The sequence below is a fragment of the Nostoc sp. UCD121 genome (genome assembly GCF_014222285.1).
GTDB lineage: Bacteria > Cyanobacteriota > Cyanobacteriia > Cyanobacteriales > Nostocaceae > Nostoc.
Genome location: NZ_JACKZS010000220.1, coordinates 1 through 12253, shown reverse-complemented (window position 1 = coordinate 12253; position 12253 = coordinate 1). Strand labels below are relative to the sequence as shown.

The window sequence follows — 12253 nt, the reverse complement described above, 5'->3', positions numbered from 1 at the left end:
ACAGTAAAGAAAAATTTTCTAGTTGAGCTAACTGTTGTAATCGGAATAAGTCGTGGCTAAAAGTATCGCTAACAAAGTGTAATCTATCAAAATTATCTATCACCAGCAGCCTATTATAACCATCAGATAATTTGCTTATGATATTTTGCCAATCCTGCTGGTAGTAAAAACTGAAGCTAATAGGAATAACGTTGAATAGATGATCCACACTAAAAGGATATTCAAGATTGAGGTAAACAGACTCTAAGTTAATATCCTTGAGTAAACAGTTTTTAACAGTAAGAGTCTTACCAATATTTGGCTTGCCCCATAGGTTAATATTCTTGCCTGCATTTACCTGATCGATTAACTGACGGTAGTCTTTATAACGTAACATCACTATTATCCTTTAGATAAACTACAATTGCTTTGAAATTAAATGTGTGATTTTTTGATTGTATTTTTCTAAACTGTGTCTGGAGAATTGGTTAGATACAATAAAGTTCTCTAATAAAAAATCAGGTGATTGTGAAAGTCTTAACAGCACACCATCATCACCACTACTGCGATGATAGTAATGAACAACGGGTGATTGGATAACTGTCAGGTTATCGTTACGAATTGCTCGCCCTGTAACTAGCCCATCCATAATAAATTTAGCGGCAGCAGCTACATTATCACTATCTCGTGCAAAATTTTTGAGATACCAATGGAACTCAATCCACACTGTACTATCCAAACAAAATTCACATTCTCTAACAAATTCACCAATTAAGTTTGTCCAGTACTTCTTAAGTTCAGCACTAGCTTGCCAACTTGACCGTGCCTGGTTAATAATTTCGTTCATACAAGGAGGTAAAGGCATGGTTAGTTCAAATATCATCTTCACCGCCACCTTTAAAGTTATTTAAAAATTCTTCGACAACGTTTCTAAATTTCTTGTATGACCTACCATCTTGACGGGATAAATTGAATACTGCTTTGACAATTTCATCAAGTTGATAGCCCTTTTGATGCAAATTCATAATTGAGTTTCTTGCTTCTTCGTCAAGCTGCACCTTAAAACTAAAACTACCCTCAAAATCAGTCTTAGACTGCTTAGTTTTAGTAGCAGTAGTGGCTTTATATTTACCATTATCATTATTACTACTCTTGCCATACAGACTAGCGACAAATTCATCACAATCTAACCCAGATTTCCATGCTGTATAAGGATCGTTCTGGTTTTTTGCTTCCAAGAGTAATTGCTGGAAGTATTCAGGGTCTTCATCGTCAGCAACATATAAAGCTTGGAGTCGTAAAACTTCAGTCGTCTTGTACAAAAAATCTCCGTATCCCAGTAAATAAACCGCACGCTTGTCTTTATCGTCCCCAAGGATAATACAACTGTCTTCAGGGCGAGTCGTAACAAAGGCTGTCTTTGCCGGAAAGTTTGACCGAATCAACGGATCAATCACGTTTTTATCAGGCCGTTGCGTGTACAGTAGTACGTGAATTCCTGCACCACCCGCTTTTGCAAGCAACTTCATCAACGCAGTCTCAATGCGATCGCAGTAATTATCATCGGAAAGTAGATCAAAACACTCGTCAATTAGACAAATCACTCGCGGCATGACAAAATTAGGTGCAAACCGCAAGTTGTACTGTGCGATCGTTTCAATACTGTTGTGGCGCTCAAATTCCTGGTACCGCAATTCCATCTCTTCAACCAAGTAATCAAGCAAGTTAGCAGTCGCCTCCGCGTCACGCGCAACTGGGGCAACAAGATGGGGTAGCCCATCAAATTTACCAAAGGTCACGCGTTTGACATCCGAAAGTGCCAACCGAACAACAGAAGGTGGATACCGCCGCACTAAATATAAGATTGCTGCTTTCTCAAATTGCGACTTCCCACCCCGCGTCCGCCCACCACCCAGGATATGAGTCACGTTGTCGCTATAAAGTGGAATTTCTACATAGGTGCCATCTACATCAACACCACCGGGGATCGATACCGAATAAATATCAGGTTCGCCGTCAAAAGTAAAATAATCGCGGAAATAAGCAAATTGTCTATCTAATCGGGGTATGTCAAATACAACTCCTCCAGGCACTACACTCACCATTGGTGCAAATTTTAAGCCTAACTCTTCACCAAGCTGCTGCACTAAGTCATTACCAATGTCTTCTACTTTCTTGTAACTAACACCCCGTCCCAGTTTTACCCTAATACGGTTAAAAGTAGGGCCATTTTTGGCATCAACATACTTAGCATTAATATTAAAATCTTCTAACGTTTCAACTAATAACTTCCCTGCCTGTAAAATAGTTAATTTTTGTGAAGTAGCAATCTCATTTGCACCAGTATTTCTATCTAAAGACTTAGGCTCTTTTAAAATAATTGAGCCATCACCTGTCAGTTTTAAATCTAATGGTTTACCTGTGGCACGCGCAACAAGCACTGCCGTTCGGCAGCAATAGTTTTTAATGAAATTATCTCTGGATTTATTAGCTAAATCAGTAAAGTAACTAATCTGTTTGTTGCTTAAAAATAAATTATAAAGATTCTCCTGAACTACTTCATAGCCAATCTGCTTGAGATAAATATTTTTGATTGATTCAATGTATTCAAATAAAGATTCAATGGGTGAGCTACTAAGTATCTCAATCATTTTTTGATATATGTTATTTTGCTCCCACTGCGATGGAAACCGATTAGCGTGAATATACTCAAGTGCATAACGTGCAAACTCGTACTGGTTTAAAGTACAGTGTTCTGCACATCTTGATAATATTGCTTCATCGTTTGTACCTGCAATTACTGATTCGTATATTAACTGAAATAAAAATTCTAAATTAAATTCTATAACCGGACGTGATAATTTTGTTCTAAAATCAATCTGTTGTAGAATAGTTTCAGCATAAGAAACCATTGGGGAAGGTAAAGCCTCCCGTACATTATCTATAATCTCTTCATTGTCCAAACCATCTTCTTTTGCCTGCACAATTGCAGTCAAAAGCTGTTTTTTTTGAAATTCAATATTACCATTATTGCCATTGTATGGTAATAACATCGCTGATTTTTACCTCCTAGAAATTTCAAATTTTTGTAATTGCTGCTGATAGTAAATTCTCAACTGCGCTAAAGATTTTGGGTTTTGATTGTACGAGTTGCAAATAAGACTGGCCCATACCCTACCTACTTTACATACAGCAGCATCAAAGTTTCCTGCTTCAACATCACTTAAGGCATTATTACGACGAATATATTCAATTGCCATCTTGTCCTGAGAAGCTGGGCTAAAATCCTTTAAGTTTAATTTTGGCTGAAGATCATACCAACTTTTATCCAACATTTGATAAGCACCAGCCGCAGTTGAACAAATATTTTTACCATTAATAGGAGCGCACTGTTTCTTTAACGGGTGTGTAGAAAAATTATTAAAAGTTCCATTAAATACTAACATGCGATAACTTTCTACCTCACTGGTTCCTGTTTCTGCCCAACGAATTGTTGCTAAAAAAGCACTCAACCGTGGTGAATAAGGATGTGGTGAGTAAGAACCTGTACTAACTCTTCCTGTTAAACTATTTGACGACGCTGAAGAAACACTAGTACTTTGATAAATTGAAAAATAAATACCCAAAGTAATTAAGGAAGCAGCTGACAGATGAATGGGTTGAAAACGGGATATAAATTGATGGCGAGGACTCAAAGTAAACCCAACCAAACCACCAACAATAAACCCAAATTTCCAACTATCAAGTGCCTTACCAAAGCTACGTACCTGACAAACAGTATCCGCACCCTTTGATACCAATCCACATGGCAGTGAAGCTACTCCGTAAGAAAATGCAACAGAGCAGGCTGCACCAATTACACCTGATATAAAAACCGGTACAATTTGCATTTCTCTTGCCAATAGCTAAATAACCTTCAACGGTTTGCTAAATATTCGTGTAAATAAGGACGGGGGTTCCGTGTTACACCATTAACGTGAACTTCAAAATGCAAATGCGGCCCCGTCGAGAAGCCCGTACTACCGACTGCTGCAATCATCTGCCCACGCACAACTTGTTGTCCCTGCTGTACATACAGCTGACTGGCATGACCGTACAGAGTAGATAAACTTCCCTGATGCTGAATAACAACTGCTTTGCCATAACCACCCTTGTCGCCTGCAAAAACCACTCGACCAGCATCAACCGCATAAATTGGTGTACCCTTTACTGCACCAAAATCAATCCCCGCGTGAAACTTGCGATCGCCTGTAATTGGGTGTATCCGCCAACCAAACTCACTAGTTACAGGAGTACCAGGCGCAGTAGGAAAGGCAATTCGACCGTTATTTAAAACCTGATTACTACGAATAGTTTTTGGTAATATTAGACCTTGGAGAGATTTAACTAACAGTTGAGATTCAATCCATCCAGAAACCTGGGGAATGACCATAGCTGCAATTAAAACTGAGGTTGCGATCGCATATCTCCAATTTGCACTCGAACTAGTATCGACTGTCTTATCCAAACTAGTTACAGCCGAATTACTAACCTCTTTGCCACCGTCAGTTTCAAAGATTATTCGCATTCCCTCAACGCCTTTTCGCATTAGCAGGAGAAACCTGCCAACAACCAATCCTTGCAGTACTCAATACTTCCTCAAAATCATTCCTAGCCACACGGCAATCAGGAGAATTTAGGTCATCCCCGGATGTTGCAGGTTCCCTTACTTGAGGAGAATAGCGTTTAGGAACAGGAATAGAAGATATATTCACGGCAGGTGCAGCAGTGGGTACAACAGCCGACGATGAAAACTGAAGCTTTTGTACCAATGCCACAGCATTACGCCAGTTATAAAACTGCAAATATCCCGGTTGTAAAATATCTGCAATCCATACCAGCAGTACGAACCCAAAAATTGTCTTTACCGTCATTATTCCAATTGCTTAACCACAGGCAGGGCAAAAGAGGGAACTTCCTTGGGTACAACTTCAATCTTCTTCCCAGACGCATACCCCGGCCCGGTATAACTGCCATTTAGGAAAAAATTCAACAGCATTATTAACAACCACACTCCCACACCAGCCACACCCACAGGAGATTTAATTACATCCGATAAAAAATATACTGGATACCAGCCAAATCTCCAGGGGTTTTGCGGGTGCAGCCGATGTGCTTTCCAAGTCTCGATGTAGGGAATCTCTATCTGAGGAACCCTCGGCTTGTAAGCAGTAGGTGCATTGATATACCTAACCTCTACTGGTTGAGTTTCATAAGTAGTCATGGGAGAAACGTTAGGTTGCTGATTTACTATTCCTCCTTGTTGCTGTACCTGCTGCAACATATTTTGCAAACGGTTTGCAGGCACAATTGCTCCACCTTCAGAATAATCAACATCAAAGTTACGGCGCTGATTTCTGCTCATAATATGACCTCAAATTAAGTAACTAGCTGGCGGGTTTATCATTTACCTGGGAGTTAGTATCTTCCCAAAAATCTTCATCCTGAAGTTGGGCGTAAAACTCCTCTGGAGATAACATTCCAGATTGGTTTTGCACTCTATCTTCAATAAACTGACTACTATGTACTCGCTCTAACCCAGAAACACTAGAACGAGGAGAAAATTGGACTACATTCTTAGCAGAGAACTCGCTATTTAATCTCATCCTAGAAGAAGGTGATACCGGGGGCATTAAAGAAGGCTGAATATCAGTATCAGAAGCACCAGCATGAAGTTGTTGATTGCCGGGATTAGCCAAGTTATCAGACAATTCATCTCTTTCTTCAACTGCATTGTTGTAGTCAGAAATTCCCCAGCCTAAAAAACAAGTAAACCCAGCCAGAAATATAACTGCACTCATCCAATGCACCTCTGAATTGGGAGATGGCATCATCTCAACTGTTGTGCGAGTTGAACCTTCAAGGGTAGTACGAATAGGGGTACGTTTGACTGCCGCTACAACATTGAGCGAACATAAAGCTATGCAAATTATCGCAGCAGCAAACTTGACATACATGACATCATCCCCTCGATTTATTAACAGGCTGTTTATTAGGAACTGGCTGAGGTAATTGCTTCTTCATTTGTTGAATATACATCCGCCTTTGCTCCTCCCGTTGGCGTATTCTCTCGCGGATATCTGCCACCTGTGCCATCTGCTCTACTGGATCTAAATACCCCCGCGCTCGTAACAGCTGCGCCTGTGCAAGAGAATATGGTTCTTGAGCATTCTTAATTTGAATTACCATTTGATTCAGATCGACTGATGGTTGAGATTCCAAGTTTTGAGCATAATCAATTGCCTCTAATTTACCCAAAATCAAAACAGCAGCCGCCCCAGTTGGTATCTTCTCCTCAACTTTCGTACCATCGGTTTTGCGGTACCCCCAGTAAAAAGTATTATTTCCAGAAGCCGCTTCTAGTAAAACATCCAGCGAGTTGAATTTAACTATCTCCAGTGCCGGCATATAGTGAAGGCGGTAAAACCCAGATTTATCATTAGCCTGCATTCTGGATATTTCACTTCGCAATTGCTGTCCCCACAATGCCGCCGCCAACTGTCGCCAGCCTGTAAGAGTAGGCGCACCTTCTACTGAGGAGTAACTGGACAAATGGTCTATATTGTAGTCAGTACGGGAAAGCTTTTCTAAGTACACTTCCCGAATTTGGGAAACTTGCGCCTTTACCTGCTGTACCTCCGATATTTGATTACCTGGAACCTGTTGCTTCCATCCAACCATCAATGCAACCGCTCCTATAACAGACAGGGCACTAACAGTTGAACAAACCGTCCACAGGGTAACATTTACCTTTTTCTTTCTGCGACTTGGCTGTTTATTTCGCACAGGTGTAGGAGTAAACATAATTTACCCCTCATGTATTATCAACAACCAACTGCAACTGAGGGCGCTTGTTTAACTCGCGCGCGATCGCAATTCCCGCACCACCCACAACTATCCCAGTAAGTAACAACAGAGGATGCAAGGCAAGGGTCGCCCCCACTCCCAATAATTGTCCCACCATCCCGGAAACACCCAGGTTCATCAACAAACCACCTGCCGTGTTAACCAAAAAGTCAAATGCTGCACTCATAACTGCTCCCTGGCAATAATGCGACTAAAATGATTTGAAAAGTTGATTAGGTTTTTTGTTCGTCCCTGGTAAACCAAATTATTACTAGTGCCAGAATCAAACCAACTAATTCACCTATACCCACACCAATCAAAATTGGCTGAATACTCGGAATTTCCTGTCTCTCTTGAGTTGGGGGAACTGCTACCCACGTCCCAATAACAGTTCCAGCTACTACCGAAAGCAAATTTATACCAACTGCCTGGGTAGATGTCTTTCTCAAGTTGAGTAAACTCTCATCCCGTATTTGATAGCAGATGGGTAGCATTTGAGCTACTATTTCTTCGGAGATTGCGCGGTTTTCGGCTGCAAGGACTTCAACTGTCTCGGCTGCGGTGTCGATGTACCGACTAACAGTGGATGAGTCTCTTCCCCCCAGTTCACTTTGCCGAAAAAATCGTTATCGATGCGCGAGTTAATTCGCTCTTGCGCTTCATCGTAACCAGGTGGAACGGAAGTATTACCTTCACCAAGTAAACTGCTGCCATGAAAAACAAATTCTTCTAGAGCAAGTGTGGAAGATTCAAGCACCACCTTATGGCGTAATTCCCCTAATTGAATACCCCTATCTGCGTCTCGGTAAAGTATTCCTACAAAGCTGTCGGGTGAAGCTTGTTCTGGGTCTACGCCAAATCGCTGTTTGATGTACTCGCGCTTGTCGAACTTATGTTCGCCTACTTCTGATTTGCGATCGCGCATTGCAATCAAGTGTTGGGCAGCTTCTTCAAGGGACATACCTTCACGAGAGGCTGTCTCTTTAAGTTGAACTAATTGCTGTTCAATTGTTTCATCAAGCGTATCATTTGGCTGCAAAGCTAAATCTAACAACCGACAGCAGGTACGTACTACATCAGGCGACACCTGCAAAGTCTCTGCCACTTTGTTGATATGCTTCATTTCGCTCAATTCTCCTAATTACTGCTTGCACAATTGGGTTATTTTTTTCTTCATCAGATATATGCTTAGTCAAAAAGTCATAAAGGCTTACGTCATTGACTTTTTGCAAATAAGCATCTAAGCCACCAGCAGGAATCACCTGCTGTAAATATTCCTCACAAGTCAACCGCCGAATCTTGATAGCAACGTAGAAAACATCCGCAATCTCGACTGTTGTTGCATCAAAATATCCTCCCCGCTTTCGGGGTTTGACTATACCGGCATAGGGATACCAGCGTTGTAAAGCGGCAATGGAAATCCCGTATCTTTCGGCAAGTGTTTTCTGGGTGTAGATAACGTTCTCACATATCATCAAACTCTATTCCAACTGAAAGACAACATCAATTGAAAGGAAATTAAACTAGCACCTTGCAAAACTGTTTGTAGATTAAAAAATAATTTACAAATCATGTCAGTTTAGTACAGGTATAGCTCAACTCAAATACAACTCAATTTCAGTTCATGTCCTAATAAACTGCACAATAGCCAAGTTACATACTGCCTATTGAGAATGCAAGCACGTTTATATATATGAGTTAAAAAAATAGAAAAATTACTTTTTTAGTAAAAAAGTACTCTAACAGAAATATATAGCGCTATATGTACCTTAATAGCCTGTGACAAGTTCATCGGACTTTTACCATGCGTGATGCGTAAAGCCCCCGAATGCGCTTTGCTAAATTCTGGGGATATAAGCGATCGCTATGGTGAAACGAGGAAAACGCAAAACGGATGTGAGTCGGATGTTTCACATCAGTCGAAATACCTTAGAATTGTGGCTCAAACGAGAAGAACAGACCGTAGACCGTAGACTGTCGAGCCATCACCCACAACAAACAACGGCGATTGCTATAAAATCACAGACTGGCAAAGATTTTGTGAGTTTGTTCAACAGTATGGGAATAATATCCAAGAGCAAATGCGCTCATTGTGGGGAGACAACGTGACGCAGCAAATATGCGTAGGGCTATATCTCTGGATGTTTGCAGTTCGCTGTAGCGAACTCACAGTCTTTACTCAAGCTATTCTTGACTATCTCCTTGGAGAATTAGCAAGAAAGGCAGAGGGCAGGAGGCAGAAGGCAGAAGGGAATTCTGATTTCTGCCCTCTGCCACGACCGAAGGGAGTAAGGGTTGAAGCCCCACTCCAAAATCTCTGATTTGGTGTCCTGCAATCAGTGTAGGTCTGAAGCCTACACTGCATTGCAAACCTTCTGCCCTCTGCCTTCTGCCTTCTGCCTTCTTCACTTCTCAAAGCTTATGATGCAGGAAACTCAAAAAATACTATCGACTACCTAGAATACTTACTAGCTAACTCTCCTGACCAGCGATTACTAATTTTTTGGGATGGGGCTAGCTACCACCGTTCCCAGGAGATTAGAGGTTTTTTAGACTCTGTTAATCAAAGCTTACCAACCGAGCAATGAAAAATACACTGTGTCCGTTTCGCCCCTAATTGCCCAGTACAAAACCCTATAGAGGATATTTGGTTACAAGCCAAAACATGGGTTAGACGTTTTTGTGCTTTAGTTCCAACCTTCTCCCATTTAAAGTGGATATTTGAGTGGTTTATTAGACACACTACCTTTGATTTTGACACTCTACAGATGTACGGAGCTTATTCAAAAATCAAATAGGATTCCTATATGATAATACAGTCTAACCAAATTCGAGAACAAGTTAGCCAAATTACCAAGCAATTGCTAGGAGGATTGTAATGCCTAACTGGAGTGCAATTGAAGCGAGTTTTTTACGTCAACCCCACGCGCAACAATTAGGAGAATTGGCAGCTAGTTTGGCACGCCTTAACTCTTGGTCACAAAAGAGTGCAATTCGTGAATTAGCTCCAATATTGTTGTCAGAAAGTTTGTTGTACGTGTCTTTAATACAACAAAAAAGTGAAATAAATAATGTTGAATTAAATCAACTCCAAGACTTATTACAAAACTGGATTAATGTTTGGGACGAATCAATGGAAATTACAGATATTGCATCTGTTGCGTCTACTTGGTCACAGCGAGTATTGGAGATGTAGGGTTTGCTAGCTTCTGAATCTATGAGTGCATAGTCTTAAGTAATGCGCTTGACCACTGTGATCAGCTACGCTGGGCGGTTACGCCATCGCTCCTCGGTAAATACTGCTGTATCAAGAGTTAGCAGTTGCCTCATCATCAGTAGTAAAGTATTTAGAGGTATAGCAATAAAATAATTATTTTTGCTTGGTAATTAATTATATTTTCCTACGGAATTATGAGAATACTACACAGCAATTTGCTCCCACCTAGAATTCTCCTCAAGAATATCTATTTCATCTTGAAATAGTATTTTAGGTTGCATTTGTTGCAGGTCACACAGTACCATTTCGGTATCCTCAGCATTAAACTTATAATACTCAGTTAAACTTCCGATGCGATAATTAAAGCCCTGATAGCGGTGTTTGAAATATAATTCAATATTCCCCCGATGCTCCCAACTTCCTAATACTTTAATAGCAGCACTCGAATAATGAGCAAGTAAATCAATTTTTACTTCTGCTACTCGCTTGACAACGGGTCTTTGGGTTACTCCTATTTTGTACAGAGTGCCAATATTCGTTTCAATCTCTAAAAAATATAGGCTAGAGGATAGAATACGTTGAAGTTGAGCGCGATACAGCTTCAAATCAGTAAATCGATATGCTAAGTCTGGAGCATTTTTGTATTCGGCGTGTTTAAAAGCTAGCTCAAGTTTCAGCAGTTTTTTAAGTAATAGTGGCTCCTGTACATCATTGAACCGCGCAAACTCTAGCGCTCCAACAGGAATTTTACCCAAATCACTAAATTCATACTCAGGTGGGGTTAAGTATAGGTTTTTTCTTAACACTCCTGCTTTGAGTAAACCAGAAGTAATTAAGTAGGAACTAATAGGGTAATTTTTGGCTCCGTACTCCTGCCAAAGCAGCTTTAACTGTGCCAAATCCTTGCCAGATAAGCTGTTACGCAGCTAAATTTAATAAACAGCATTACCTTTATTTTTAACTTTACGCTCCCATTTAATAATAAGACCTCCTTCATTCAGCAATTTTTTTAACAACTCTTCTAGCTGTAATACTGATTCAAATAATCTATGCGCTATATATTCTTTTGCGGAATGCCAAACCAGTTCAATTAAATTATAATCTGGACTATATGGTGGTAAAAACTCTAAAATAATATTTAGCATTTCCGCCTCAATACGAGCTAAAATATCTTTTCTTTTATGGAAGCTCGCATTATCTAGAATAATAACGATTTTAGCAGAATCTTTATTAAATACTTCAATTTTATTTCCTTGTTCTATCCATTCTTGTATGAGAAAATCATTCAAGAATTTCAACTGTTCATAAAAGACATCTGCATTCCCCTTTTTAATAACAAAGTTCATTCTTTTCTTATCATGATAATGCAATCCTCCCATAATATTTACTCTTCCTGTTCTTCTTTGCCCTGTTACTTTCTTTCTGTTACCTTTCCTTCCCCATGTTTTTCTTCTTATCACTCTTAAACTAAATCCACTTTCATCCCAAAACCATACCTGTAAACGCTCTGGGGTTAGGAGAGTTATTTTTAAATATTCTGCTAATTTTTCTTTAAATAACTTCCGTTTCTCTATATCTTGTTTGTCTTCTAGGCTGTACCTTGCCCAAAGGTAAACGTACTTTTTTTTCGCTAAAATTCTCCCTACTTGAGAACCACTTAACTTAATTCCTGTTGCTGATTCTAGATATGTTGCACATCTTGCTGCTGTCCATCTCCCAAATTCATATCCATATTCTGTTGGCTCTTTTTCAATTATTTCTAATAACAAATTTTCATATTCTTTGGTAACTTTACGGAAATTACCTTGTCTTCTTCCATCTAAAAAACTTTCTAGATTATCAGGATCTCCATGCACCGCCCAATACGCTACCGTTGGGTATGCAATATCTAAGAAATTACTAATTTCTTGATAAGTTTTTCTATCATTCATCAACAGTAAAATTAGAATTTTCTCTCTTATATATGGATTTTCATGTTCTTTTAGCGTTTTTAATAGCCGTTCCTTCTGCTCTTGAGAAAGATGGTTTTTTGCTGGCATGGGTGGCTGATTATAGCTTAGGTTATTAACCTCATATTATACAATTAATCTGCGTAATACCAAGTTGCGATAGATAGTATTATTTAGGGGAAGTAAAATCGGTGTACAGCGATGCCTCGTACTCGAATTAAGA

At 39.8% G+C, this 12253-nt stretch carries 18 protein-coding genes and 1 pseudogene; 4 read left to right on the top strand and 15 right to left on the bottom strand.

Annotation, left to right across the window (positions count from 1 at the left end; all coding sequences use genetic code 11):
- The 13 genes from GNF10_RS30340 to GNF10_RS30280 all read right to left on the bottom strand — a co-directional run.
- Positions 1–376 (bottom strand): ATP-binding protein (locus tag GNF10_RS30340; RefSeq protein WP_185607325.1); only part of this gene is annotated, 376 nt, incomplete at its 3' end.
- A gap of 21 nt (positions 377–397) precedes the next feature.
- Positions 398–862: a hypothetical protein gene (locus GNF10_RS30335; RefSeq protein ID WP_094352027.1), complete on the bottom strand. Its 465-nt coding sequence runs from the start codon at positions 860–862 to the stop codon at positions 398–400.
- A complete protein-coding gene (locus GNF10_RS30330) occupies positions 852–3032 on the bottom strand; it encodes a DNA translocase FtsK (RefSeq protein ID WP_185607324.1) in 2181 nt (726 codons plus the stop codon). The genes GNF10_RS30335 and GNF10_RS30330 overlap by 11 nt, the downstream gene beginning before the upstream one ends.
- Before the next feature lie 9 nt (positions 3033–3041).
- Positions 3042–3869 (bottom strand): lysozyme, encoded by an 828-nt coding sequence (locus tag GNF10_RS30325; protein WP_185579993.1) that lies wholly within the window; start codon positions 3867–3869, stop codon positions 3042–3044.
- Between the two features lie 26 nt (positions 3870–3895).
- Positions 3896–4546, bottom strand: a complete 651-nt coding sequence (locus GNF10_RS30320; protein WP_185579988.1) for a M23 family metallopeptidase — start codon at positions 4544–4546, stop codon at positions 3896–3898.
- A 4-nt stretch (positions 4547–4550) separates the two neighbouring features.
- On the bottom strand, positions 4551–4892 hold the full coding sequence (locus tag GNF10_RS30315; protein ID WP_185579986.1) for a hypothetical protein: 342 nt from the start codon (positions 4890–4892) through the stop codon (positions 4551–4553).
- The gene (locus tag GNF10_RS30310; protein ID WP_185579984.1) at positions 4892–5383 is read right to left on the bottom strand and encodes a hypothetical protein; all 492 of its coding nucleotides are present in this window, start codon (positions 5381–5383) and stop codon (positions 4892–4894) included. The genes GNF10_RS30315 and GNF10_RS30310 overlap by 1 nt, the downstream gene beginning before the upstream one ends.
- Before the next feature lie 22 nt (positions 5384–5405).
- Positions 5406–5975, bottom strand: a complete 570-nt coding sequence (locus GNF10_RS30305; RefSeq protein ID WP_185579981.1) for a hypothetical protein — start codon at positions 5973–5975, stop codon at positions 5406–5408.
- 4 nt (positions 5976–5979) lie between these two features.
- Positions 5980–6822 (bottom strand): phage terminase large subunit family protein, encoded by an 843-nt coding sequence (locus GNF10_RS30300; protein WP_185579979.1) that lies wholly within the window; start codon positions 6820–6822, stop codon positions 5980–5982.
- A gap of 10 nt (positions 6823–6832) precedes the next feature.
- Positions 6833–7051, bottom strand: coding sequence for a hypothetical protein (locus GNF10_RS30295; RefSeq protein WP_011316696.1), 219 nt, complete (start codon positions 7049–7051; stop codon positions 6833–6835).
- Positions 7052–7097: 46 nt separating this feature from the next.
- Positions 7098–7358, bottom strand: coding sequence for a hypothetical protein (locus GNF10_RS30290; RefSeq protein WP_039744742.1), 261 nt, complete (start codon positions 7356–7358; stop codon positions 7098–7100).
- Positions 7359–7366: 8 nt separating this feature from the next.
- Entirely contained in the window at positions 7367–7918 is a 552-nt protein-coding gene (locus GNF10_RS30285) for a hypothetical protein (RefSeq protein WP_185579990.1), read from the bottom strand.
- 22 nt (positions 7919–7940) lie between these two features.
- Positions 7941–8339, bottom strand: coding sequence for a hypothetical protein (locus GNF10_RS30280; RefSeq protein ID WP_029631351.1), 399 nt, complete (start codon positions 8337–8339; stop codon positions 7941–7943).
- Between the two features lie 391 nt (positions 8340–8730).
- Between GNF10_RS30280 and GNF10_RS30275 the strand changes: the two genes are divergently transcribed.
- The 4 genes and pseudogenes from GNF10_RS30275 (at position 8731) to GNF10_RS30260 (ending at position 10060) form a co-directional block, all read left to right on the top strand.
- Positions 8731–8973: a hypothetical protein gene (locus GNF10_RS30275; protein ID WP_185592701.1), complete on the top strand. Its 243-nt coding sequence runs from the start codon at positions 8731–8733 to the stop codon at positions 8971–8973.
- Entirely contained in the window at positions 8970–9185 is a 216-nt protein-coding gene (locus GNF10_RS30270; protein ID WP_185607323.1) for a hypothetical protein, read from the top strand. Before GNF10_RS30275 ends, GNF10_RS30270 begins: the two co-directional genes overlap by 4 nt.
- Positions 9186–9272: 87 nt before the next feature.
- Positions 9273–9662 (top strand): annotated as a pseudogene (locus GNF10_RS30265) (transposase); the annotation flags it as partial.
- Between the two features lie 80 nt (positions 9663–9742).
- Positions 9743–10060 (top strand): hypothetical protein, encoded by a 318-nt coding sequence (locus GNF10_RS30260; protein ID WP_185586446.1) that lies wholly within the window; start codon positions 9743–9745, stop codon positions 10058–10060.
- Positions 10061–10284: 224 nt separating this feature from the next.
- Here GNF10_RS30260 and GNF10_RS30255 read toward each other — a convergent pair whose 3' ends face one another.
- Both GNF10_RS30255 and GNF10_RS30250 read right to left on the bottom strand, forming a co-directional pair.
- Entirely contained in the window at positions 10285–10980 is a 696-nt protein-coding gene (locus tag GNF10_RS30255; RefSeq protein ID WP_185586445.1) for a GIY-YIG nuclease family protein, read from the bottom strand.
- A 33-nt stretch (positions 10981–11013) separates the two neighbouring features.
- Positions 11014–12120, bottom strand: coding sequence for an IS630 family transposase (locus GNF10_RS30250; RefSeq protein ID WP_185607322.1), 1107 nt, complete (start codon positions 12118–12120; stop codon positions 11014–11016).
- Positions 12121–12253: the final 133 nt, after the last annotated feature.

Bases quoted from the DNA above. Each gene is read 5' to 3' on its own strand.
- GNF10_RS30320 (WP_185579988.1), bottom strand. From the start codon at position 4,546: ATGCGAATAATCTTTGAAACTGACGGTGGCAAAGAGGTTAGTAATTCG.
- GNF10_RS30260 (WP_185586446.1), top strand. From the start codon at position 9,743: ATGCCTAACTGGAGTGCAATTGAAGCGAGTTTTTTACGTCAACCCCAC.
- GNF10_RS30315 (WP_185579986.1), bottom strand. From the start codon at position 4,892: ATGACGGTAAAGACAATTTTTGGGTTCGTACTGCTGGTATGGATTGCA.
- GNF10_RS30330 (WP_185607324.1), bottom strand. From the start codon at position 3,032: ATGTTATTACCATACAATGGCAATAATGGTAATATTGAATTTCAAAAA.
- GNF10_RS30335 (WP_094352027.1), bottom strand. From the start codon at position 862: ATGATATTTGAACTAACCATGCCTTTACCTCCTTGTATGAACGAAATT.
- GNF10_RS30280 (WP_029631351.1), bottom strand. From the start codon at position 8,339: ATGATATGTGAGAACGTTATCTACACCCAGAAAACACTTGCCGAAAGA.
- GNF10_RS30290 (WP_039744742.1), bottom strand. From the start codon at position 7,358: ATGCTACCCATCTGCTATCAAATACGGGATGAGAGTTTACTCAACTTG.
- GNF10_RS30305 (WP_185579981.1), bottom strand. From the start codon at position 5,975: ATGTATGTCAAGTTTGCTGCTGCGATAATTTGCATAGCTTTATGTTCG.
- GNF10_RS30325 (WP_185579993.1), bottom strand. From the start codon at position 3,869: ATGCAAATTGTACCGGTTTTTATATCAGGTGTAATTGGTGCAGCCTGC.
- GNF10_RS30295 (WP_011316696.1), bottom strand. From the start codon at position 7,051: ATGAGTGCAGCATTTGACTTTTTGGTTAACACGGCAGGTGGTTTGTTG.
- GNF10_RS30300 (WP_185579979.1), bottom strand. From the start codon at position 6,822: ATGTTTACTCCTACACCTGTGCGAAATAAACAGCCAAGTCGCAGAAAG.
- GNF10_RS30275 (WP_185592701.1), top strand. From the start codon at position 8,731: ATGGTGAAACGAGGAAAACGCAAAACGGATGTGAGTCGGATGTTTCAC.
- GNF10_RS30250 (WP_185607322.1), bottom strand. From the start codon at position 12,120: ATGCCAGCAAAAAACCATCTTTCTCAAGAGCAGAAGGAACGGCTATTA.
- GNF10_RS30310 (WP_185579984.1), bottom strand. From the start codon at position 5,383: ATGAGCAGAAATCAGCGCCGTAACTTTGATGTTGATTATTCTGAAGGT.